At 64.8% G+C, this 22,317-nt stretch carries 22 protein-coding genes, 2 tRNA genes and 1 other RNA gene; 12 read left to right on the top strand and 13 right to left on the bottom strand.

Annotated features, from left to right (window positions below):
- Positions 1–142: 142 nt before the first annotated feature.
- The 3 genes from orn (at position 143) to def (ending at position 1,678) form a co-directional block, all read left to right on the top strand.
- On the top strand, positions 143–772 hold the full coding sequence (gene orn, locus FBY30_RS15890) for an oligoribonuclease (RefSeq protein ID WP_142133593.1): 630 nt from the start codon (positions 143–145) through the stop codon (positions 770–772).
- A 129-nt stretch (positions 773–901) separates the two neighbouring features.
- A tRNA-His gene (locus FBY30_RS15885) sits at positions 902–974 on the top strand.
- A 131-nt stretch (positions 975–1,105) separates the two neighbouring features.
- Entirely contained in the window at positions 1,106–1,678 is a 573-nt protein-coding gene (def, locus tag FBY30_RS15880; RefSeq protein ID WP_142133592.1) for a peptide deformylase, read from the top strand.
- A gap of 57 nt (positions 1,679–1,735) precedes the next feature.
- Here the strand turns inward: def and FBY30_RS15875 are convergent, their stop codons facing one another.
- The 5 genes from FBY30_RS15875 to rnpB all read right to left on the bottom strand — a co-directional run bounded on the left by FBY30_RS15875 (position 1,736) and on the right by rnpB (position 5,669).
- On the bottom strand, positions 1,736–2,551 hold the full coding sequence (locus FBY30_RS15875; protein WP_142133591.1) for an HNH endonuclease family protein: 816 nt from the start codon (positions 2,549–2,551) through the stop codon (positions 1,736–1,738).
- Between the two features lie 126 nt (positions 2,552–2,677).
- Positions 2,678–2,887, bottom strand: a complete 210-nt coding sequence (locus FBY30_RS15870; RefSeq protein WP_142133590.1) for a hypothetical protein — start codon at positions 2,885–2,887, stop codon at positions 2,678–2,680.
- 73 nt (positions 2,888–2,960) lie between these two features.
- Positions 2,961–4,439 carry a glyceraldehyde-3-phosphate dehydrogenase gene (locus tag FBY30_RS15865; RefSeq protein ID WP_142133589.1) on the bottom strand — a complete coding sequence of 493 codons (1,479 nt, stop codon included), beginning with the start codon at positions 4,437–4,439 and terminating at the stop codon, positions 2,961–2,963.
- Positions 4,440–4,704: 265 nt separating this feature from the next.
- Positions 4,705–5,238 carry a TspO/MBR family protein gene (locus FBY30_RS15860; RefSeq protein ID WP_142133588.1) on the bottom strand — a complete coding sequence of 178 codons (534 nt, stop codon included), beginning with the start codon at positions 5,236–5,238 and terminating at the stop codon, positions 4,705–4,707.
- Between the two features lie 44 nt (positions 5,239–5,282).
- An RNA gene (gene rnpB, locus FBY30_RS15855) (RNase P RNA component class A) lies at positions 5,283–5,669 on the bottom strand.
- A 56-nt stretch (positions 5,670–5,725) separates the two neighbouring features.
- Here rnpB and FBY30_RS15850 point away from each other — a divergent pair.
- Positions 5,726–6,490 (top strand): YaaA family protein, encoded by a 765-nt coding sequence (locus FBY30_RS15850; RefSeq protein WP_142133587.1) that lies wholly within the window; start codon positions 5,726–5,728, stop codon positions 6,488–6,490.
- A 40-nt stretch (positions 6,491–6,530) separates the two neighbouring features.
- On the opposite strand, the gene FBY30_RS15845 is transcribed toward FBY30_RS15850, so the two are convergent.
- Positions 6,531–7,268 carry a zinc ribbon domain-containing protein gene (locus FBY30_RS15845; RefSeq protein ID WP_142133586.1) on the bottom strand — a complete coding sequence of 246 codons (738 nt, stop codon included), beginning with the start codon at positions 7,266–7,268 and terminating at the stop codon, positions 6,531–6,533.
- A 97-nt stretch (positions 7,269–7,365) separates the two neighbouring features.
- Positions 7,366–8,289 carry a Nif3-like dinuclear metal center hexameric protein gene (locus FBY30_RS15840; protein ID WP_200830705.1) on the bottom strand — a complete coding sequence of 308 codons (924 nt, stop codon included), beginning with the start codon at positions 8,287–8,289 and terminating at the stop codon, positions 7,366–7,368.
- 101 nt (positions 8,290–8,390) lie between these two features.
- Between FBY30_RS15840 and msrA the strand changes: the two genes are divergently transcribed.
- From msrA to epsC, 3 genes are all read left to right on the top strand, one after another.
- On the top strand, positions 8,391–8,915 hold the full coding sequence (gene msrA / locus FBY30_RS15835) for a peptide-methionine (S)-S-oxide reductase MsrA (protein WP_142133585.1): 525 nt from the start codon (positions 8,391–8,393) through the stop codon (positions 8,913–8,915).
- A 64-nt stretch (positions 8,916–8,979) separates the two neighbouring features.
- Positions 8,980–9,915 carry a cysteine synthase A gene (gene cysK / locus FBY30_RS15830; RefSeq protein ID WP_142133584.1) on the top strand — a complete coding sequence of 312 codons (936 nt, stop codon included), beginning with the start codon at positions 8,980–8,982 and terminating at the stop codon, positions 9,913–9,915.
- Between the two features lie 39 nt (positions 9,916–9,954).
- Complete coding sequence (gene epsC / locus FBY30_RS15825) at positions 9,955–10,539, top strand: serine O-acetyltransferase EpsC (RefSeq protein WP_142133583.1); 585 nt, start codon at positions 9,955–9,957, stop codon at positions 10,537–10,539.
- A gap of 83 nt (positions 10,540–10,622) precedes the next feature.
- Here the strand turns inward: epsC and gndA are convergent, their stop codons facing one another.
- A complete protein-coding gene (gene gndA / locus FBY30_RS15820) occupies positions 10,623–12,059 on the bottom strand; it encodes an NADP-dependent phosphogluconate dehydrogenase (protein ID WP_142133582.1) in 1,437 nt (478 codons plus the stop codon).
- A gap of 243 nt (positions 12,060–12,302) precedes the next feature.
- Here gndA and FBY30_RS15815 point away from each other — a divergent pair, with 243 nt between their 5' ends.
- Complete coding sequence (locus FBY30_RS15815; RefSeq protein ID WP_142133581.1) at positions 12,303–13,028, top strand: FadR/GntR family transcriptional regulator; 726 nt, start codon at positions 12,303–12,305, stop codon at positions 13,026–13,028.
- 194 nt (positions 13,029–13,222) lie between these two features.
- Here FBY30_RS15815 and FBY30_RS15810 read toward each other — a convergent pair whose 3' ends face one another.
- From FBY30_RS15810 to FBY30_RS15790, 5 genes are all read right to left on the bottom strand, one after another.
- On the bottom strand, positions 13,223–13,513 hold the full coding sequence (locus FBY30_RS15810; RefSeq protein ID WP_200830704.1) for a hypothetical protein: 291 nt from the start codon (positions 13,511–13,513) through the stop codon (positions 13,223–13,225).
- 95 nt (positions 13,514–13,608) lie between these two features.
- Positions 13,609–13,684 (bottom strand) — tRNA-Val (locus tag FBY30_RS15805).
- 93 nt (positions 13,685–13,777) lie between these two features.
- A complete protein-coding gene (locus FBY30_RS15800) occupies positions 13,778–14,698 on the bottom strand; it encodes an NAD-dependent protein deacetylase (protein WP_142133580.1) in 921 nt (306 codons plus the stop codon).
- Between the two features lie 6 nt (positions 14,699–14,704).
- Entirely contained in the window at positions 14,705–15,199 is a 495-nt protein-coding gene (locus tag FBY30_RS15795; protein ID WP_142133579.1) for a peroxiredoxin, read from the bottom strand.
- Positions 15,196–15,615: a DUF3052 domain-containing protein gene (locus FBY30_RS15790; RefSeq protein ID WP_142133578.1), complete on the bottom strand. Its 420-nt coding sequence runs from the start codon at positions 15,613–15,615 to the stop codon at positions 15,196–15,198. The genes FBY30_RS15795 and FBY30_RS15790 overlap by 4 nt, the downstream gene beginning before the upstream one ends.
- Before the next feature lie 424 nt (positions 15,616–16,039).
- Between FBY30_RS15790 and aceE the strand changes: the two genes are divergently transcribed.
- From aceE to FBY30_RS15770, 4 genes are all read left to right on the top strand, one after another.
- Entirely contained in the window at positions 16,040–18,781 is a 2,742-nt protein-coding gene (gene aceE, locus FBY30_RS15785; RefSeq protein ID WP_142133577.1) for a pyruvate dehydrogenase (acetyl-transferring), homodimeric type, read from the top strand.
- 170 nt (positions 18,782–18,951) lie between these two features.
- Positions 18,952–20,196 (top strand): PucR family transcriptional regulator, encoded by a 1,245-nt coding sequence (locus FBY30_RS15780; protein WP_142133576.1) that lies wholly within the window; start codon positions 18,952–18,954, stop codon positions 20,194–20,196.
- 88 nt (positions 20,197–20,284) lie between these two features.
- Complete coding sequence (locus FBY30_RS15775) at positions 20,285–21,214, top strand: ACP S-malonyltransferase (protein WP_200830703.1); 930 nt, start codon at positions 20,285–20,287, stop codon at positions 21,212–21,214.
- The gene (locus FBY30_RS15770) at positions 21,211–22,272 is read left to right on the top strand and encodes a beta-ketoacyl-ACP synthase III (RefSeq protein ID WP_142133574.1); all 1,062 of its coding nucleotides are present in this window, start codon (positions 21,211–21,213) and stop codon (positions 22,270–22,272) included. Before FBY30_RS15775 ends, FBY30_RS15770 begins: the two co-directional genes overlap by 4 nt.
- The last annotated feature ends 45 nt before the right edge of the window (positions 22,273–22,317 follow it).

The raw sequence follows: 22,317 nt of genomic DNA, 5'->3' as shown, positions 1-22,317 counted from the left end.
AATCTTCTTGCGTTTCCGCTGTTCGCCCGGCAAGCCATGCGGGCCGGGCCGGGACATGGTTCAGGGCCGAAGGGCGACCCGCCGCGTACCCGAAATCCTAGCATCGGCAGGGCGTCCGGAAGTGTAACGGTAGGCTGGTCCGGTGCCTATATCTAACGAACGAATCGTCTGGATCGACTGCGAAATGACCGGTCTGGACATCAAGAATGACGCCCTCATTGAGGTGGCAGCCCTGGTCACCGATTCGGAATTGAACATCCTGGGTGACGGCGTGGACGTGGTGATCAAACCCGACGATGCAGCGGTGGCGCAAATGTCCGATTTTGTTCGGGACATGCACACCAAGTCCGGGCTGCTTGCGGAACTCCCGCACGGCAGGACCATGGCAGAAGCGGAGGCCGCCGTGATGGAGTACATCTCCGCCTGGGTTCCGGATCCGCGGAAAGCACCGCTGGGCGGCAACTCCGTGGGAACTGACCGCGTGTTCCTGTCACGGGACATGCCGGCCGTGGTGGAACACCTGCACTACCGGGTGATCGACGTCAGCACAATCAAGGAGTTGTCGCGCCGCTGGTACGCCAGGGCCTACTTCCAGTCCCCCGCAAAAAAGGGTGGCCACCGCGCACTCGGAGACATCAAGGATTCCATCGACGAGCTGCGGTACTACCGCGAAGCGGTCTTCGTGCCCGCGCCCGGACCGGACAGTGCCACGGCTCAGAAAATCGCCCAAGGGATCGTCAACGGGGACGCCGCCGCACAGTCCGCGGAGTAATCTGCGCCACGTTTCGATGAATTTTGCCCCAAATCGCAGAAAGTGGACAAAGCACCCCTTCCGAGCAGGTAAGCTATTTGAGTTGCGTTTCCGGGGAGCCGCTACAGCGGACATCCCCTGAGGCACATGGTGGGCGTAGCTCAGTTGGCAGAGCGCCTGGTTGTGGTCCAGGAGGTCGCGGGTTCAACCCCCGTCGCTCACCCTCACGGGGCGGCACATGCAGCCGTCAACAAAGGAGGCCGCACCGGATATCCGGTGCGGCCTCCTTTGTTGTGCCCCACCGGGGCACGTGCACTGCAGCCGGGGACACCGCGAAGCCGAAGGACTACTGATATGACTGTTCTGCCGATCACCATTTGGGGCGAACCCGTCCTGCACCGGCGCGCCAGCGAGGTGGAGGTATTCGATGACGAACTGCGCACCCTGATTGCCGACATGTTCGAGACCAACGACGCCGCCAACGGCGTGGGCCTCGCCGCCCCGCAGATCGGCGTGGGCAAGCGGATCTTCGTGTACAAGTACGCCAACGACGACGGCGCTCCCCCAACCGGCGTCGTCGTGAATCCCGTCCTGACCCTGTCCAAGGTCTCCGGTGCCGCTCCCGACCCCGACGAGGAGGAAGAGGGCTGCCTGTCCTTCCCCGGCGAGCAGTATCCGCTCAAGCGGGCAGAGTGGGCACGGGTGGAAGGCTTCGACGGGGACGGGAACCCGGTGAAATTCGAAGCGACGGGTTGGTTCGCCAGGGTCATCCAGCACGAATACGACCATCTGGACGGCAAGCTGTACGTCAACCGCCTGATGGACCGCTACTCCCGGAAGGCCATGAAACAGGCCAAGAAGAACGGATGGGGCGTACCCGGGCTGACGTGGATGCCCGGCGTGGATCCCGACCCGTTCGGCCACTGAACCCCAAAGGCTTTCCACTGATACGCAAAGGCCCATGCCCCCTGGACAGGGCGTCGCTCAGCGGGCAGTGGCTGTCTGCTGGACCCTGATGGTCTGCTGCTGCGGGCAGGATGAGAGGACGCGCTTCATGGCATCCTTTTCGGCCGCTGTCACCCAGAGCCCGTAAGCAGCCTTCACCGAGATTTGGCGCGCAACATAATGGCAGCGGATGGCCGTGTTTTTCGGCAGCCAGGTGGCCGCATCCCCCGCGCTTTTTTGCTGGTTGGCAGCGCCGTCGGCGGCAACAAGGTTCAGGGGGTCATTGGCCAGGCTTTGGCGCTCCTTCGGCCCCAGCCCCTGGGCTCCCTTTTGCCAGGCATCGCCCAGTGCAACCACATGGTCGATCTGGACCGCTCGGCTGCTGTCGGAACCGCGGCGGAAGTCGAGGTCCTGGCCCGTGTAGGGTTCGCGGAAGTGCCCGGAAGTAACCTTGCACGTGGATCCTTCGGCGAAGACCACACCAGCGAGGTCCCTGCGCAGGATGTCATTGCGGGTGTCGCAGCCGTTCCGGTCAACATCGAGCCAGGCCTGGCCGAAAGCCTCCCGGCTGTAATCGGTGTTCGGTGCCCGGCCCTTCACCGCAAGGCCCTCCAGCGCCGAGGCAGCGGTCCCGGCCGGTACGGGATGGGGCTCCTGCACCGGTTTCATCCACGCGGCGTCAAAGACAGGTACCTCCGTTGGTCCTTGCTGCGCGGGCCCGGCCGCGGCGAACTGGCCGGCGGTGAAGAACCAGAAGAGCGCTGCAAGGATGGCGGCAGCCGCGGTGATGAGCATTGCCCACGCCTGCCGGGAACGGCGGCGCGCACGGCGGTAGGCGGACCAGCTGATGGTCACGGAGTGGACGGCGGAAGGAAATAGTCGGGCACCCCACGAGCCTAGAACGAAGGGCACGTCCGGCCGTTGATATCCACACTGTTGGGGACGAGTGATGGGTCACACGGCCGGGCGGTCAGTCCGTGGTTACTGCTCCCGGGTGACCCTTCGGAGGTCCTCCTCGGCGATGGCCAACAGTCCCTCCAACTGGCGTACCCGCTCGTCGGAAACATCGCCGGTCTTCTGCCCGGCGCGGGCCCGTTCCAGCAGCCGGACGGCTTCCTTATGGTTGGCCTTGGCTACGTCCAGGGCGTGTTCGAGGGTGGTTTCGTGCTGAAGAGTCGATTCGTTGTCCATGCCACCAGTCTGGTCCCGAATCCCGACTGATTCCAGAGAACCAGCCGGGAATTCGCAGGACGTGACGGACTCGTTAGACAGCGATGGCGGCCAGCGCCGCGGCGCTTTCCTTGGCGGGGAACGACGGCGGGTTGACGCCTGCCATTTCCTCCATGACCCGGACCACCTGGCAGCTGTAGCCGAACTCGTTGTCGTACCAAACGTAGAGAACCAGGTTCTTGTCGGTGGACACGGTGGCCAGGCCGTCCACGATGCCGGCGCGGCGTGAACCAACGAAGTCGGTGGAGACGACCTCGGGCGAATCGATGTAGTCGATCTGCTTGCGCAGGTCCGAGTGCAGCGACATCTCGCGCAGGTAGTTGTTGACCTCGTCCTTGGTGGTGCCGTGCTCGAGGGTGAGGTTCAGGATGGCCAGCGACACATCCGGAGTGGGGACGCGGATGGAGCTTCCGGTGAGCTTGCCCAGGAGTTCGGGCAGGGCCTTGGCCACAGCCTTGGCGGCACCGGTTTCGGTGATGACCATGTTCAGCGCTGCGGAACGGCCGCGGCGGTCGCCCTTGTGGAAGTTGTCGATCAGGTTCTGGTCGTTGGTGAAGGAGTGGACGGTTTCCACGTGGCCGTGGACCACGCCGAACTTGTCGTTGATGGCCTTCAGGACCGGGGTGATGGCGTTGGTGGTGCAGGAGGCCGCGGAGACGATCTTGTCCGAATCGGTGATGTCCCGGTGGTTGATGCCGTGGACGATGTTCTTCAGTTCACCCTTGCCGGGAGCGGTCAGCAGGACCCGGGCAACGCCCTTGCTCTGCAGGTGCTGGCCCAGCCCCTCGGCGTCGCGCCAGCGGCCGGTGTTGTCCACCACCAGGGCGTTGTTGATTCCGTAGGCCGTGTAGTCGATGGCGGCGGGGTCGTTCGAGTAGATGACCTGGATCCGGACACCGTTGGCCGTGATGGTGTTGGCTTCCTCGTCGATCCGGATGGTGCCCTCGAAGGAGCCGTGGACGGAGTCGCGGCGCAGCAGGCTGGCGCGCTTGGAGAGGTCGTTATCGGAGCCACGGCGCACCACGATGGCGCGCAGGCGCAGGCCGTGGCCGCCACCGGCCTTTTCGATGAGGAGGCGTGCCAGGAGCCGTCCGATGCGGCCAAAACCGTAGAGCACGACGTCGGTGCTGGTGCGGTCGTCGCCGCCCCGCTTGCCTACGATCTCGGCCAGTTCGGCCCGGAGGAACTCTTCAAGGGAGGCGCCGTTGCCTTCTTCCTTGAACTTCTGGTTCAACCGGGCGATGTCGATAGCGGCGGCGCCCAGCTCGAGCCCGGCCAGGGTGTTCAGCAGCGGTGCGGTCTCCTCCAGGAGCAGTTCGTCCTTGGCCATCCGGCGCGCAAAGCGGTGTGCCTTGAGAATGTTCATGGTGGACTTGTTGATCAGGCTCCGGCCGTGGATGCTGGTCACCACGTTGTTTTCGCGGTACAGCCTGCCAATGACCGGGATCATGGCCTCGGCAAGGGCCTCCCGGCCCATCCACGTATCAAGACAAGAATCAGACGTCTGGCTCACAGAAATACCTTCCTCGGTTCAGCCGTGTACGTCCTCGTACACGGATGTAGGCCACCTGATGATGTCCAGGGGCACCGGCACCTGCAGGGATGGCCCCCAGGCACCTGGATCGCGTGCAAAGAAAAACCGCCGGCTGCGAACGCAACTTCGGCGGTAGAACTCCTGCGTCCGGGATCCATTCTAATTTGGCCCGCTCCGGGGAACACGCTTACGCTGCGTGAAATCACTCACACGCCCCCATCGCGCCTGTGATGCCGGCGGCGCATCAGTTGTTGATGGCCGAGTACAGGTTCAGGCTGGCCGAAAACACCAGCCAGGAAAAGTACGGCAGCACCAGGTATCCGGCGGCGGCGTCCACTGGTCCGAACTTCAGGATGAGGAACCCCAGGGTTGCGGTGAGGGCACAGATGACCGCGAAGGCAGACCACAGGGCCACCGCTCCGAGCATTGGGTACAGCGCGAAGAAGGTCACCGGCCACGCGGTGTTCAGCACCAGCTGCGCTGCATAGCCAACCAGGGTGCCTCCGGTGAGCCCGCCCTTGCGCCAGACCAGCCAGGCAGCAGCGGCCACGCCGGTGTACAGCACCATCCAGGTGGTCCGGAACATCCACGACGGCGGCATCCACGGCGCTTTCAGCGACGTTGCGTACCAGCCATTGGAGTTGAGGGCGATCGGAACCGAGGCGAGGATCCAGGCCAGGGCGGAAAGGCCCAGGAAACCGGCGAGCGCAATGCCTTGGGAACGGGCGCCGGGAACGCCCGCGGCGAGTGCGGGGCGGGGTTCGGGAATTACGGGCACGGTTCAGCATCCCCGACGCGTTGCCCGTGGTCAAACGCGGTTTGCGGATGGGACAGCCGGTACGCCGGGTTCTGTTCTCCCCTTCCGTTACCGGAAATGGGAGCGACGGCCATCCATCTACGAGTACCGTTGCCGGCACCCTCCAGCGGCCTACCCGGACACTCGGGCGGGCAGCCCTCGAACGTGTCCTGTCTGGCCTTGCTCCGGGTGGGGTTTACCTAGCCTTCCCGGTCACCCGGAAAGCTGGTGGTCTCTTACACCACCGTTTCACCCTTACCTGCCCTTCCGGCCAAAGCCGGAATGCAGGCGGTCTGTTTTCTGTGGCACTGGCCTGCGGGTTACCCCGAGTGGGCGTTACCCACCACCCTGCCCTGCGGAGCCCGGACGTTCCTCGAGCCACTTGCGTGGCGCGCGGCCGTCTGGCTGTCCCATCCGCGTCCAGTCTACCGGCGCCGCCGGCCGTCTTCGTCGCCGGTAGGATCGGACGGTGCTGATTCTGCTTCCTCCCTCCGAAGGCAAGACGCCCGCGCTGAGGGGTTCCGCCGTCGACTGGTCCACCCTGGGCTTTCCCGAGCTCAACCCCTACCGGGCCAAGGTCCTTGAGGCATTGGGGACGGTCAGCGCGCACCAGGACGCCCTCGCCTTGCTGGGTGTGGGCGCATCATTGCGTGACGACGTCGAACGCAACACGCGCCTGCACGCCGAACCAGCGGCGCCGGCACACAGCATCTATTCCGGTGTCCTGTACGACGCTTTGGGCTACCGGACCTTGACGCCGGCCCAGCGTCGCAAGGCCGATGAGTCCATCCTGGTGATCTCTGCGCTATGGGGAGCCCTGCGCTTTAACGACAGCGTTCCCGCCTACCGATTGTCCATGGGGACAGCCTTGCCCGACGTCGGCCGGCTGGCTCCGTTCTGGAAGGGGCAGCTCGGCGATACTTTGGGCGCCGCCGCACAGGGACACCTGCTGGTGGACTGCCGCTCCAGCACCTATGCGGCGGCGTGGGCTCCCCCGCCGGAACAGACGGTCTCGGTGAACGTCTTCACCGAGACCGGCGGGGTCCGCAAGGTGGTGAGCCACTTCGCCAAGCACACCCGCGGCGAACTGGCGCGGCACCTGCTGGTGCGCCGTGGAAAAGCCCCGGCCGCGCCGTCGGACCTTCTCAAGGCTGCAAGCGAAAAGTGGGATGCCGAGCTCGTGCCAGGCACCGCCCGGAAGCCGCACGCCCTTAACATCATCTTGGCGGGCTGACCCGCCAGGCTGGTGCAGCCCGGGCCAGGCTACCGGGCGCTCAGGACCACTCGTCGGAGCGGACCAGGATGGCGCCGGAGTCCGGGCAAAAGACGATCTCGTCGGAAGCGGCAGCCTTAATCTCGGCGAGGTCGCCGGGACTGAGCTTCATGCCGGAGGCCTCCGAGGTGCCATGGAAGAGCCGCGCCGCGCCCACTCCGCGCTTTGCCAGGGTCTTTTCGTAGACCGCCAGCAGGGCCGCGTCCAGGCCGGCAGCGAATTCGTCACGCTGGGCGCGCAGCCCTGCGGCTTCGGTTTCCACCTCGGCGAGGGCAGCATCCAGTTCAGCGCGGATGGTGCCGAAGGAGCCCTGGATGTCATCGACGATCTGCTGCTGGGCCGCCTGCCGCTCCCGCAGCGATTCCAGCCGCTCCATGACTTCCAGTTCCGCGTCTTCAAGGTCTGAGCGCCGCTTGTTCAGCGAGGCGATGTCCTTCTGCAGGGCCACCAAGTCTTTCGAAAGGCCCGTGCCGCTGTTAAGCCGGGCCTCGTCGCGTTCGATCCGTGTGGCAACCTGTTCGACGTCGGCTTCCGCCCTCTTCAACTCGGCTTCGGCGTCGTGGACGGCAACCTTGGCCGCGCCCAGTTCACCGTTTGCCACGGAAAGTGCGGCCTCGAGATCCTTGATGCGCGGGTCATTTTCCAGGGTGCGGCGGCGGTTGGTGAGGCCCTTCAGCCTGGCGTCGAGCCCTTGGAGTTCGAGCAACTTCAACTGTTCCGCCGGTGCTGCCTTGGCCACTTTTTACCTCCGCTGGATCCCTTCCGGCCGGAGCCGGGCGCCGAACCGGCGCTTCCTAGACTCTAGCCCCTGGCCCGTCCGCCTTGCCCGGCGCCACTCAGCCGGGAGTGAGGATGAAATCCCACGGATCGGTGTTGGTGGTGCTGACCCTGATTTCCACCTCGTGGCCCTGGTCAGCGAGGACGTTGCCCAACGCTGCGGCCGCGGCCGGCAACCACAGCCATTCGCTGGCGAAGTGCGAAACATCCACCAGGTAGGGCCGCCCGTTGAGGGCAGCTTCGCGGGCCTCCGACGCCGGATGGTGGCGAAGGTCCGCTGTGACATAGACATCGGCGTTGCTGGCCCGCACTTCAGTGAACAGCGAGTCCCCGGCACCGCCGCACACGGCGATGCGCCGCACCAGTCCGTCCTTGTCTCCGGAGACCCGCACTCCCCCGGCAACGGACGGAAGAATCCCGTAAACGCGCGCCGCGAAGTCGCCCAGGCTCATGGCTTCAGCCAGGTCGCCCACCCGCCCAATGCCTTCTTCCGGCAATCCATTGGCGGCAGTCGTGAGCGGGGCTGCGTCCTGGAGCCCCAAGGCGTCGGCCAGCACGTCGGAAACGCCTCCGACGGCGGAGTCGCCGTTGGTGTGCACGGTCAACAGTGCCGTTCCCGACTCGATGAGCCGGTGGACCGCCCGGCCCTTGGCCGATGTGGCGGCCACCGACGTGACACCCTTGAGCAACAGCGGGTGGTGCGTGATGAGCAGCTCGGCTCCCCACTCAACGGCTTCCTCGATGACTTCCAGCGTGGGATCCACCGCGAACATCACCTTGGACACGGCCGCGGACGGGTGGCCTGCCACCAGCCCTACCTCGTCCCAGCCCTCCGCCAGCGATTCGGGCCACAACTCCTCCACTGCGAGGAGCAGCTCAGCCAGGGTGGGGACGTTGGCGGACCCGGCCGGAGCCGGCGTGTCGGAGGAGGGTTCGCCGTCGTGATCTGCCTTGCCGGTAGCGTCGGTGTCCACAGGTTCCATAGTCTTAGTTTTACCCCATCGGCTTCGGACCGCCGCAGTTTGTCCCATGCGCGCTGACGGCCGCGGGGAATGATCCGGCGCCGCCAACCATTGAAGAGGTCATGAAAACTTTTGTTCTGGGCGGAGGGTGCTTCTGGTGCCTTGACGCCGTTTACCAGAAGACCAGGGGCGTGACCTCGGTGGTATCGGGCTACACCGGTGGCCATGATCCCGAGCCCGACTACTACTCGGTCTGCAGCGGAACCACCGGGCACGCCGAGGTTGTGGCTGTGACCTTCGATGAGGAGGTCATCCCTGCCGAAGTCGTACTTGATATGTTCTTCGCCCTGCACGACCCCACCACCCTGAACCGCCAGGGATACGACGTGGGCACCCAGTACCGTTCCTCGATGTTCTACGAAACCGACGAGGAGAAGATCCTGTTTGAGGAAGCGATCGAACGCAACCAGGCGCTGTGGCCGCATCCCATCGTTACCGAGGTCAGCCGGTTGCCCCGGTTCCATGTGGCGGAGGAATTCCACCAGAATTACTACGCCAAACACCCGGAGCAAGGGTACTGCCAGGTGATCATCAACCCTAAGCTGGCCAAGGCCCGGAAATATTACTCTGCATGGCTTAACGCTTAGCCACCGTTTCACGGCCTCGTTAGGCTGACCTCAGTATTCACCCCTTAGAGATAGGCGTATGTACATGGCACGGATCTATGACGATGTGACGCAACTGGTCGGCGGGACCCCGCTGGTTCGGTTGAACCGGCTCAGCGAGGGGCTGGACGCCACCGTTGCCGTGAAGCTGGAGTTCTATAACCCGGCCAACAGCGTCAAAGACCGCATCGGCGTTGCCATCATCGACGCCGCTGAAAAGTCGGGCGCCCTGAAGCCCGGTGGCACCATCGTCGAAGGAACGTCAGGCAACACGGGCATCGCCCTTGCCATGGTGGGTGCTGCCCGCGGCTACAAGGTCATCCTGACCATGCCTGAGACCATGTCCACGGAACGCCGGGTCATGCTGCGCGCCTTCGGTGCCGAGATCGTCCTTACCCCGGGATCCGAGGGTATGCGCGGCGCCGTCGAAAAGGCCCAGGAGATCGTAGCCAACACCGAGAACTCCATCTGGGCGCAGCAGTTCGCCAACGAAGCCAACCCGGAGATCCACCGCAAGACCACCGCTGAGGAGGTCTGGGCCGATACCGACGGCGCCGTGGACATCTTCGTTGCCGGCATCGGCACCGGCGGAACCATCACCGGCGTGGGCCAGGTCCTGAAGGAGCGCAAGCCCGGCGTGCAGATCGTGGCCGTGGAACCGAAGGACTCCGCCATCCTCAATGGCGGCGCCCCGGGCCCGCACAAGATCCAGGGCCTGGGCGCCAACTTCATCCCGGAACTGCTGGACACCAGCGTCTACGACGAGGTCCTGGACGCCACTCTTGAGGATTCTGTCCGTGTGGCCCGTGACCTGGGCGTCAAGGAGGGCATCCTGGGGGGTATCTCCTCCGGCGCAATCGTCTGGGGCGCGCTGGAACTGGCCAAGCGCCCCGAAAACGCGGGCAAGCTGATCGTGGCTGTGGTGTGCGACTTTGGTGAGCGTTACATCTCCACCGTGCTCTATGACGACATCCGCGGCTGATCAGTCCGCTGTCCGCCCGTTTCCTGTAGAAAGAACTTTGTGGGCTTTTTCGCAAGACTGAAGGAAGACCTCGACGCCGCCCGGTCCCACGACCCGGCGGCTCGAGGTTCTTTTGAGAACTTTTTCGCCTATTCCGGCCTGCACGCCATCTGGATCCACCGGCTGACCCACCGCATGTGGCAGAACCCGGCCCTGCGGTTCCCGGCACGGCTCCTGTCCCAGCTGGGGCGCTCCTGGACCGGTATCGAAATTCATCCCGGCGCCACCATTGGCCGGCGGTTCTTCATTGACCACGGCATGGGCGTGGTGATTGGCGAGACCGCCGAGATCGGCGAGGACGTGATGATTTACCACGGAGTGACGCTCGGTGGCCGCTCCCTGGCCAGGATCAAGCGGCACCCCACGATCGGCGACCGGGTCACCATCGGTGCGGGAGCAAAGGTCCTGGGGCCCATCACCATTGGCCGCGACAGTGCCATAGGCGCCAACGCGGTGGTGGTCAAGGACGCGCCGCCGGAGTCGATTGTTACAGGCGTCCCTGCCAAATGGCGGCACCGCGACGCGCAGCGGGAAACCAAGCCCGCCGTGGATCCGGCCGAGTACGACATCGAATACCGGATTTGACCCGTTTCTGAGCACTGACAAAGGCGGGCAGTTCCACCGGGAAACCGGGGAACTGCCCGCCTTTTGCTTTGCGGCAGCGGCTGCTAGTGCGTGTCCACCGCTTCAACCTCGGACTTGTCCTCGCCCCACAGGGTGTGGAAGGTGCCTTCGGTGTCGATGCGTCCGTACGTGTGTGCACCGAACAGGTCACGCTGGCCCTGGATCAGGGCGGCGGCTACGCGCTTGCGGCGCAGGCCGTCGTAGTAGGCCAGCGATGAAGAGAACACCGGGACCGGGATGCCCAGCCGGACGGCCGTGGCGACGACACGGCGCCAAGCCGGCAGGGCGTCGGCGATGGCCTTGGTGAATGCCGGGGCGAACAGCAGGTTTGCAGGCTTCTCGTCAGCGGCGTAGGCCTTGGTGATGTCCTTGAGGAGCTCGGCGCGGATGATGCAGCCGGCACGCCACAGGGACGCGATCTCGTCCAGCTTCAGGTCCCAGCCGTATTCCTTGGCGGCGGAAGTCAGCATGTCCAGGCCCTGGGCGTAGGAAACCAGCTTGGAGGCGTAGAGGGCCTGGCGGACGTCCTCCACGAACGTCTCCGGGATCTCGACGGTGGCCTCGTTGCCGGCCAGCAGTTCCTGGCCCAACTTGCGCTGCGCGGCCTGGGAGGAGAGGGCGCGTGCGAAAACGGATTCGGCGATGCCGGATACCGGCGAGCCGAGTTCCAGGGCGGAGATGACGGTCCAGCGGCCGGTGCCCTTCTGGCCGGCGGCATCAACGACGACGTCGACGAACGGCTTTCCGGTCTTGGCGTCAACGTGGCCCAGGACCTCGGCGGAGATCTCGATCAGGAAGGAGGACAGCTCGCCCTTGTTCCAGTCGGAGAAGATCTTGGCCTGTTCGGCAGGCTCGATGCCTGCGCCGGAACGGAGCAGGTCGAAGGCTTCGCCGATGACCTGCATGTCCGCGTACTCGATGCCGTTGTGGACCATTTTGACGAAGTGTCCTGCACCGTCGGTGCCGATCCACGCGCAGCAGGGCTCGCCGTCGACTTTTGCGGAGATCTTCTCCAGCAGCGGGCCCAGGGCCTTGTAGGACTCCTTCGAACCGCCCGGCATGATGGACGGGCCGTTCAGTGCGCCCTCCTCGCCGCCGGAGACACCGACGCCCACGAAGTGCAGGTCCTTCTTGGCCAGCGCCGCTTCCCGGCGGCGGGTGTCCTCGTAATGGGAGTTGCCGGCATCGATGATGATGTCGCCCGGCTCCAGCAGCGGCTCCAGCTGCTCGATGACGGAGTCCACAGGCTTGCCGGCCTTGACCATGATAAGTACCCGGCGCGGCTTCTCCAGGGAGTCAACCAGTTCCTGCAGGGTCTCGGTCCGGATGAAGTCACCCTCCGAACCGTGCTTTTCCAGCAGCGCGTCCGTCTTCTCCACCGACCTGTTGTGCAGGGCAACCGTGAACCCGTTGCGGGCCAGGTTACGGGCCAGGTTGGCGCCCATGACGGCGAGGCCGGTGACACCGATGTGTGCAGACATCAATAACTCCAATTCATTGTTCGCCTCGGCTGCAGGCTTCCATGGCGGGAAGCCACCGGGGCAGATCAGGGGGTCCGAATAAAGCATATATATTCTGGCGGTGACGCGAAAGTAACGTCCGCGTCATGGAACCGGTTTGTGTCGGTGCCAGTCTAGGACTCCCGCCCTGGTCTCTGCTGCGGAGGTCCGGCTGCGCACTTCCAGCTGGCAGACGCGGGGCTTCCAACAACTAGGCTTAGCAGCATGACCAGCAGCCTCCACCACCGTGCCATCGAAAACCTTGGCACCCGGATTATCTCGGGGGACCTCCCTGCCGGCCACGTCATGCTCGCCGAGCAACTCGAGGATGAGCTGAAGGTTTCCCGTTCGGTTATCCGGGAAGCAGTCAGGGTCCTGCAGTCGCTGGGGCTGGTGGAAACCACCAAGCGGGTGGGCATCCGGGTGTTGCCGTCAAGCCGCTGGAATCCTTTCGACCCGCAGGTAATCCGGTGGCGGCTGGCCAGCGACGCCCGCGGCGCGCAGCTGCGTTCCCTTGCCGAATTGCGGGCCGCGGTGGAACCGGCGGCTGCAGAACTGGCAGCACAGAACGCCCCGGCGCAGCTGCGGATGGAGCTCGTGGATGTTGCCCGCGCAATGCGGGAGGCCGGGAACAATGGGGAGGTTGCCCGCTTCCTGGAACTGGATATCCGGTTCCACTCGCTGCTGCTTTCGGGTTCGGGCAATGAGATGTTCGCCAACCTCATGGGTCAGGTGGCCGAAACGCTGACAGGCCGTACTGTCCACGGCCTGATGCCGGACCACCCTCACCAGGCCGCGCTGCAGTGGCATGAGGACGTGGCGGAGGCGATCGCCAGGGGCGACGCCGCCTCCGCCCGGGAAGCGTCCGACCGGATCATGCGCCGCACGATGTCCCAGATGGCCGATACCTGGACGCAGCAGCCTCGGGTGTTCATCCCCGTCAGGCAATGACGCGCCACCCTCTGCTGTGGGCAAAGCACCGGTCCCATGCCCCAAGGGCCCCGGCTGTGTCATGAATCGCGGGTAGCTTTTTGTTTCCGGCAGTTCACGGTATATTCATCCCAGGCCCTCCCCCGCGGCATCCCCCAATAGTCGCGGTGGAGGGTTTTCCAATGCCCTGAACCAGCCAGCATGGCAGCGAGCCTTTAGGCTGCCCCCGCTGCGGATTCCCTCAGCTGCCACCCGCCTCCCACGCCGTCGCGCTGCAGGTACATGGTGGCCAGGGCCGACCTGCTGTTGTTTCCCAGCCTGACCTGCAGCTGCAGGACCTCGACGTCCACGCCGCCGCTGCCCTTTGGCATCCGGCGGCTGGTTTCCCACCAGTTGACGCGCTCGAACCATCTGACCGGCTCGGCACCCACGGCCCATTCCCTGCCCCTGCTCAGCACCGCCGTCGGCATTCCGTCGCTGTCTGTGTGCACTATGACGTGTTCCATTGCTGCAACCTATGGCAAGGGTCAGACAATGGCGCCAGGAGGGGTGAAAAGAAAAAACCCCGTTGCCTCCGCAAGGGGGGGCAACGGGGTTTTGCTGGTGGGTCCTACCGGGATCGAACCGATGACATCCACGGTGTAAACGTGGCGCTCTACCAGCTGAGCTAAAGACCCAAAACGCGTTGATTCCGGCCGTTCCGCCGCAACCAACGAACATAGACTCTACCGGACCGGAGGCCGGAAACGCGAATCGGGACGGAACCGCGACTAAAGGGAGGGAAGTTCAGCCGCAAGGTACTGCAGCGCCTGGCTGACCCCCGCCTCGAGCTTGATGGTTGCCCTGTCGTCGCCCCGGGTGGCACCCCGGTTAATAATGACCACTGGCTTGTCCTCCTTGGCGGCGTGCCTGACAAACCGCAGGCCGCTCATGACCGTCAGGGACGAACCGGCAACCAGCAGGGCAGCTGCCTGATCCACCATGGCGTACGAGCGTTCAACCCGATCCTTGGGGACGTTTTCCCCGAAGTAGACGAAGTCTGGCTTCAAGGTTCCGCCGCACGCTGGACAAACCGCCACCACGAAGCTGTCAATGAGGGCCTGATCCTCCACGGTGGCGTCGGCGTCCGGCGCCATCTCCACCAAGCCGGTTGCTGCAGCCCGCTCCAGGAAATCAGGGTTGAGTTCTTCGAAAACACCGGCTAGGAGCCGCCGCGAGTAGGTACGCCCGCAGTCAAGGCAGATGACCTGGTCATACCTGCCATGGAGATCGACGACGTTGGAGCTGCCGGCGTCCTGGTGCAGCCGGTCAACGTTCTGCGTGATCAGGCCGGTAAGGTAGCCGCGCCGTTCCAGTTCCGCGGCGGAGTAGTGGCCCTGATTGGGGTCCGCGTGCCGCATGTGCGACCATCCGATGTGGTTCCTGGCCCAGTAACGCCGCCGGTTCTCTGCGTGGCGGACGAATTCCTGGTAGGTCATGGGCGACCGGGGCGGCGAATCCGGGCCCCGGTAATCCGGTATGCCGGAGTCGGTACTGAGCCCGGCACCCGTCAGCAGCGCGAACGGGGCGCCGGCAAGCAGGTCACGGATCCGGACCAGCACCGCCAGCTCCTCCCCTGACGGCGGTGCAGGGGGCACCGGCGGCATGCTGGCAAACCCGGTAAGGCCCGTCCCCCGCCGCTGCCCAGGCATGGCGGCTCAGGCCTGCTTCAGGTCCGCCAAGGCGGTGCGGTACTCGTTGAAGTTGCGCGCCTGGCCGCGCGGATTCACCACGCTGTAGCGGACCTTGCCTTCGGAATCGATGATGAAGGTGGCCCGTTTGGCCATGCCGCTGCCGGCGTCGAACACTCCGTATGCTGCGGCGACCGCTCCGTGTGGCCAAAAGTCGGCGAGGAGGTCGAAGGTGTAGCCTTCTTGCGCAGCATAGGCCCGGAGACTGAACTTGCTGTCAACGGACACTGCCAGGACCACTGCCTTCGAGTCCTCGAACATGCCCAGGTTGTCCCGTATTTCGCACAGCTCTCCCGTGCAGATGCCGGAGAATGCAAAGGGATAGAAAACGAGTGCCACGTTTTGCCCGCGGAAGGAGGACAACCGCACGGGCTCGCCGTACTGGTTGGCGAGCTCAAAGTCAGGCGCTGTTGCTCCCAGCGCAGGGACAGCTGCAGAAGCGGCATCAACCGCTGCCGTCATTTGTTCTTCCTGCTGACCAGGCGGGTGGCGCTCCAGTCCTTCGAGACTCCGGCGGAGGTGGTGACATGCAGGCCGGCGGTTGGTGCGGCTTCCTGGATGTCCGCGGGTGAGACGTATCCGTCCCTGCCGGATTTGGGGGTAAGGACCCACACAACGCCGTTTTCGCTCAGGGTGGTGAGGGAATCCACCAGGCTGTCCACCAGGTCGCCGTCGCCGTCGCGCCACCAGAGGATGACGGCGTCCGCCACTTCATGGTCGTCCTCGTCCAGCATCTCGGAACCGGTGAGGTCCTCAATATCGTCACGCAAGTCGAAATCGACATCGTCGTCGTAACCGAACTCCTGAATCAGATCCCCGTTTTTGAAACCCAATTTTTCCGCCACATTTACCGAAGTGGCGGCGTCGGCCTCGCTCACGTGTTCCTCCAATACCTCATATATGCGGTGTGCATAGTGATTTCCATTACTCCCAGCCAACACCCTTTGCGCCTGTGCTTCAAGCTGCCGCCCCCGGGATTGCGCATATTTTGCGTCACATCCCCGGCGACAACCCCGCCGCAGGGGCTTTTTGCCACACAAACAGTATGACGAACGAAATACAACTGGAGCACCGGGCCGCAGCTACGCATCGGCTTGCTGTCAGGGCTAGAGTGGCTGGTGACAACTATGCCTGCGGGACGACAACCGTGTGACTCCGTGCAGACATAGGAGCGCTAGGAAGCTGTCCGGCACACATGACCGGGCTGTTGTAACCGATACGTCGCACACGGCGTATATACGCCGGGCAGTCACCCTGCCTGGCCTGAGTGCGCCGATTCATGCGCGCAAAGAGAGGTTGGACGTGGCTGCAGGAGAAGATACCTCCCATATCCTCAGCGGGTTGACTAACCAGCTGCCTGATCGTGATCCGGAAGAGACTGCCGAGTGGGTTGAGTCCCTGGATGCGTTGATCAGGGAACAGGGTACCGAGCGTGCCCAATACATCATGCGGAGCCTGCTGCAGCGCGCGGGCGCGCAGAGCGTGGGTGTGCCGATGGTGACCACCACCGATTACGTGAACACGATCCCGGTGGACCAGGAAGCGGAGTTCCCGGGCAACGAGGAATACGAGCGCCGCTACCGGGCGTACATGCGCTGGAACGCCGCGGTCATGGTGCACCGGGCGCAGCGGCCCGATATCGGCGTTGGCGGCCACATCTCCACCTACGCCGGAGCGGCGACCCTGTACGAGGTCGGGTTCAACCACTTCTTCCGCGGCAAGGACCACCCCGGCGGCGGGGACCAGGTCTTCTTCCAGGGCCACGCCTCCCCCGGCATGTACGCCCGCGCTTTCATGGAAGGTCGCCTGTCCGAGGAGGACCTGGACGGGTTCCGGCAGGAGAAGTCCCGCGAGGGCCATGCCCTGTCCTCCTACCCGCACCCGCGGTTGATGCCGCACTTCTGGGAATTCCCCACCGTGTCCATGGGCATCGGGCCGATGAACGCGATCTACCAGGCCCAGAACAACCGCTACCTGCACAACCGCGGCCTGAAAGACACCTCCGACCAGCAGGTCTGGGCGTTCCTGGGCGACGGGGAAATGGACGAACCCGAATCCCGCGGCCTGCTCCAGCTCGCCGCGAACGAGAACCTGGACAACCTGAACTTCGTGATCAACTGCAACCTCCAGCGCCTGGACGGCCCGGTGCGGGGCAACGGCAAGATCATGCAGGAACTCGAAGCGTTCTTCCGCGGCGCGGGCTGGAACGTGATCAAGGTCGTCTGGGGCCGGGAGTGGGATGACCTGCTCACCCGCGACACCGACGGGTCCCTGGTGAAGATCATGAACGAGACCGTCGACGGGGACTACCAGACCTACAAGGCAGAATCCGGCGGGTTCGTCCGCGAACACTTCTTCGGCAAAACCCCGCAGACCAAAGACCTCGTCGCGGACCTGTCCGATGACCAGATCTGGAACCTCAAACGCGGCGGTCACGACTACCGCAAGGTCTACGCCGCCTACAAGGCCGCCACCGAATTCAAGGGCAAACCTACCGTCATCCTCGCCCACACCGTCAAGGGCTACGGCCTCGGCCCCCACTTCGAAGGCCGCAACGCCACCCACCAGATGAAGAAACTCACTCTGGATGACCTGAAGAAGTTCCGCGACCACCTCCGGATCCCCGTCACCGACGAGCAGCTGGAGAAGGACTCCTACCGGCCGCCGTACTACCACCCCGGTAACGACGCCCCGGAAATCAAGTACATGATGGAGCGCCGCGCCGCGCTGGGCGGATCAGTCCCGGAGCGCCGCAACACCCACGCCGAAATCGTGCTGCCCGAGGCGAAGTCCTACGAGGTTGCCAAGCGCGGTTCAGGCAAGCAGATGGCCGCCACCACCATGGCGTTCGTCCGGCTCCTCAAGGACCTGATGCGGGACAAGAACTTCGGTAAGCACATCGCCCCGATCATCCCCGACGAAGCCCGTACCTTCGGCATGGATGCGTTCTTCCCGACGGCGAAGATCTACAACCCCAAGGGCCAGAACTACCTGTCGGTGGACCGTGACCTGGTCCTGGCCTACAAGGAGTCCCCTGCGGGCCAGCTGATCCACCCCGGCATCAACGAAGCCGGCGCCGTGGCAGCATTCACCGCCGCCGGAACCTCCTACGCCACCCACGGCATCCCCCTGGTCCCGGTCTACGTGTTCTACTCCATGTTCGGCTTCCAGCGCACCGGCGACGCCTTCTGGGCCGCCGCGGACCAAATGACCCGCGGCTTCATCATCGGCGCCACCGCAGGACGGACCACCCTCACCGGCGAAGGCCTCCAGCACGCCGACGGCCACTCCCCCCTGCTGGCCTCCACCAACCCCGCCGTCCTCACCTACGACCCCGCCTACGGCTACGAAATCGGACACATCGTCCGCTCCGGCCTGGAACGGATGTACGGGGAAAACTCCACGGACAAAAACGTCATGTACTACCTCACCGTGTACAACGAACCCATCATCCAGCCCGCAGAACCGGAGAACCTCGACGTCGAAGGCGTCATCAAGGGCATCTACCTGCTCGCCCCGGCAAAGATCGACGGTCCCCGCACCCAGATCCTCGCCTCCGGCGTCTCCGTCCCCTGGGCCCTCGAAGCCCAGCGCGTGCTGGCCGATGACTGGAACGTCTCCGCCGACGTCTGGTCCGTGACCTCCTGGAACGAACTCCGACGCGACGGCCTCGCCGCCGAAGAAGAAGCCTTCCTCAACCCCGGCCAGCCCGCCCGCGTCCCCTTCGTCACCCAGCAACTCGAAGGAGCCACCGGCCCCATCGTCGCCGTGTCCGACTACATGAAGGCCGTCCCGGACCAGATCCGGCAATTCGTCCCCAACGAATTCGCCACCCTCGGCGCCGATGGCTTCGGTTTCTCCGACACCCGCGCCGCAGCCCGCCGCTACTTCAAAAACGACACCCACTCCATCGTGGTCCGTGCCCTCGAAATGCTGGCGCGCCGCGGCGAGGTGGATGTCGACGCTCCGGTGAAGGCGATCGAGAAGTACAAGCTGCTCAACGTCAACGCCGGCACCACCGGCAACGCCGGAGGCGAAGCCTAGCCTTCCGTTGGACAGCGGAACCAGCAGCAAACGACGGCGGCCCTCACCCCACAAGGTGAAGGCCGCCGTCGTTCGTTTAGAAAGCGGCCGGAAGGCTGTGACCCAGCGCAAAGCGGATTGTAGCCTTCGCACAAATGGAGCTTGCGCGGCGGTGGCCGTATGCTCAAAGAATGCCAGCACCAGCAAGCCCGTCTTCGAAGCGGAAACCGCCCGCGCCGAAGGTCACCCCGGAGAAGTCCGAGACCCTCAAGCAGCTCCGGGCGAATGTGGGACAACTCTCCACCACCACTATGCGCAAGCTTGAGCAGTCGCTGCCGTGGTACAGCCGGCTCAGCGCCGACGAGCGGTCTGCACTGGGCATGGTGGCGCAGAACGGTATCGCGGCCTTTGTCACCTGGTATGAGCGGCCCAGCTCGCCGTCATGGATCCTTACCGATGTATTCGGGACCGCCCCCACCGAACTGACCCGTTCCATCAGCCTCCAGAAGGCCCTGCAGCTGATCAGGATCGTGGTGGAGGTGGTGGAAGACCAGGTTCCGGTGATCGCACCGGAGGCAGACCAGCCATCCCTTCGCGAGGCGGTGCTGCGCTACTCAAGGGAAGTTGCCTTTGCAGCCGCGGATGTTTACGCAAGGGCTGCCGAGTCCCGCGGATCCTGGGACACGCGCCTGGAAGCTTTGATCGTGGATGCGATCCTGCGGGGCGAAAACACCGACGCCCTGCGCTCACGCATTGCCGCGCTTGGCTGGAAGGCGCAGGAACGGTTCACGGTCATGGTGGGCAATTCACCGTCCGAACCCAGCGCCAGCTACGTGAGCGAGTTGCGCCGAATGGCCGGACGGTACGCCGAGGATGCGCTGGTGGGGATCCAGGGCGACCGGCTGATCCTCATCCTCGGCGGGGTCCAGGACCGCGAAACGGCCTACGTGAAGCTGAGCGACATGTTTGCCCCCGGCCCCGTGGTCTACGGCCCGGAGGCCAGCTCGCTCCTGGAGGCCAGCGGGTCCGCCCAATCAGCATTTGCCGGGCTGACCGCAGCCCGGGCCTGGCCCTCCGCGCCCCGTCCGGTGGCCGCCGATGACCTGCTGCCGGAGCGGGTTATTTCCGGAGACGACGCTGCCCGCCGCTCCCTGGTAAAGAATATCTACCGGCCGCTGCTGGCCGCATCCAACGGCCTGGTGGAAACGCTGGGAACGTACCTGGAGCTGGGCCATTCCCTGGAGGCCACGGCGCGGGAACTCTTCGTCCACGCCAACACCGTCCGGTACCGCCTGAAGCGGGTCTGCGACGTCACCGGTTGGGACCCGCTGCTGCCTCGGGAGGCGTTCGTGCTGCAGGCGGCACTGGTGGTGGGCCGTCTTTCAGCCCCGCCCAAGGCCGCCACGGAGCGGCAGGCTTCCCGGAACCAGGCCTGAGGCATTGTAGACTTCCTACAACCTGACCCCGTGAGGTTGGTGCGGTGAAACACCGCTGGATCACACAGTAATTTGGAAAGCTGGTTACGTGCTTGCAATAGTCTGCCCTGGACAGGGCTCGCAGACCCCGGGTTTTCTGGCCCCTTGGCTGGAACTACCCTCGGTGGCAGGCCAGCTGGCCTCCCTGAGTGACATCGCAGGCATTGACCTGATAGCCCACGGGACCACCTCCGACGAGGACACCATTAAGGACACTGCTGTCGCGCAGCCCCTGATCGTTGCCGCGGGCCTGGTCACCGCCGCTTCCCTCTTCGATGTTGAACTCAACTCCCTTCCAGTCATCCTGGCCGGCCACTCTGTTGGCGAAATCACCGCCGCCGCCCTCGCCGGCGTGTTGACGGAGCAGGAAGCCATGACGTTCGTCCGGGAGCGCGCCAACAGCATGGCCGCCGCGGCAGCCGTCACCCCCACCGGCATGAGCGCCGTCGTGGGCGGCGACCCGGCCGAGGTGCTTGCCGCGATCGAGGCATCCGGCGCCGCGCCGGCGAATGTCAATGGCGCCGGCCAAACAGTTGCCGCAGGTACTTTTGAACAGCTCAAGGCGCTGGCCGACAACCCGCCCGCCAAGGCGCGCGTCATTCCGCTCAAGGTGGCCGGCGCATTCCACACCAGCCACATGGCACCTGCAGTCAGCGCGCTGGAGGCGCTCGCTCCGCAGCTGAATCCCGTGGCACCGAAGGTGCCCCTGCTGTCGAATTACGACGGCGGGGAAGTCACCGACGGTGGGGCCGCCGTCGAAAGCCTGATCGCCCAGGTGTCCCGTCCGGTGCGCTGGGACCTCTGCATGGAAGCCATGGTTAAGCGCGGCGTTACCGGGCTGATCGAGCTGGCTCCCGCAGGCACCCTGGCCGGACTCGCCAAGCGCGGAATGCCCGGCGTCAAAACCGTCGCAGTCAAGACCCCCGACGACCTTTCCGCCGCGCTGGCGCTCTTCGCAGAACTGGAGGGCAACGCATGAGCGTTCCCACGCTGAAGCAAGCTCCCATCCAGGAGCACACCCGGATCGTGGGCCTCGGTGCTTACCGGCCGGACGTCATCGTCACCAACGAGGACGTATGCCAGTGGATCGATTCCTCGGATGAGTGGATCCGCCAGCGCACGGGCATCATTACCCGCCACCGCGCTGCCGCGGACGTCAGCGTGATCGACATGGCTGAGGGCGCAGCGCGCGAAGCCATGGAGAAGGCCGGCATTGACGGCCCGGACCTCGGCGCAGTGATTGTCTCCACCGTGACCCACCCCTACGCCACACCGTCGGCCGCAGCAAGCCTGGCCGACCGGATAGGCGCCACTCCGGCTCCCGCCTTTGACATCTCCGCAGCGTGTGCCGGGTACTGCTACGGCATTGCCCAGGCCGACGCCCTGGTCCGCTCCGGAGCCGCAAAGTATGTCCTGGTGGTCGGCGCAGAGAAGCTGTCGGACGTGATCGACAACCGTGAACGCACCATTTCCTTCCTCCTTGGCGACGGTGCCGGCGCCGTCGTCATTGGCCCCTCCGACACCCCGGGCATCGCTCCGTCGGTGTGGGGTTCGGACGGCAGCAAGTGGAATGCCATTGGCATGACCCGCTCCCTGTTGGATGTCCGCGACCTGGGACTCGCCGCCCGCCAGTCCGACTCCACGGGCGACCTCGCACTCCTGGAAGAAGCCCAGGAACTGTACCCCACCCTCCGGCAGGACGGCCAGACCGTATTCCGCTGGGCGGTTTGGGAAATGGCCAAGGTGGCCCAGCAGGCACTCGATGCCGCAGGCATTCAAGCCGAGGACCTGGTGGCCTTCATCCCCCACCAGGCCAACATGCGCATCATCGACGAGATGGTGAAGAAGCTGAAGCTGCCCGAGACGGTTACAGTGGCACGGGACATTGCCGAAGCCGGCAACACCTCCGCTGCCTCCATCCCGCTGGCAACGCACCGTCTCCTGCAGGAGAACCCCGGACTGAGCGGCGGGCTGGCCCTGCAGATCGGTTTCGGTGCCGGGCTGGTCTTCGGCGCACAGGTAGTTGTCCTTCCCTAGATACGCCCAAGGGCCGCAACCGCGGCCTGGACCGTTTCCGGCAGC

Source organism: Arthrobacter sp. SLBN-83 (assembly GCF_006715285.1).
GTDB lineage: Bacteria > Actinomycetota > Actinomycetes > Actinomycetales > Micrococcaceae > Arthrobacter.
The sequence above is the reverse complement of the archived record's forward strand: the minus strand, read 5'-3'. Positions and strand labels throughout refer to the sequence as shown.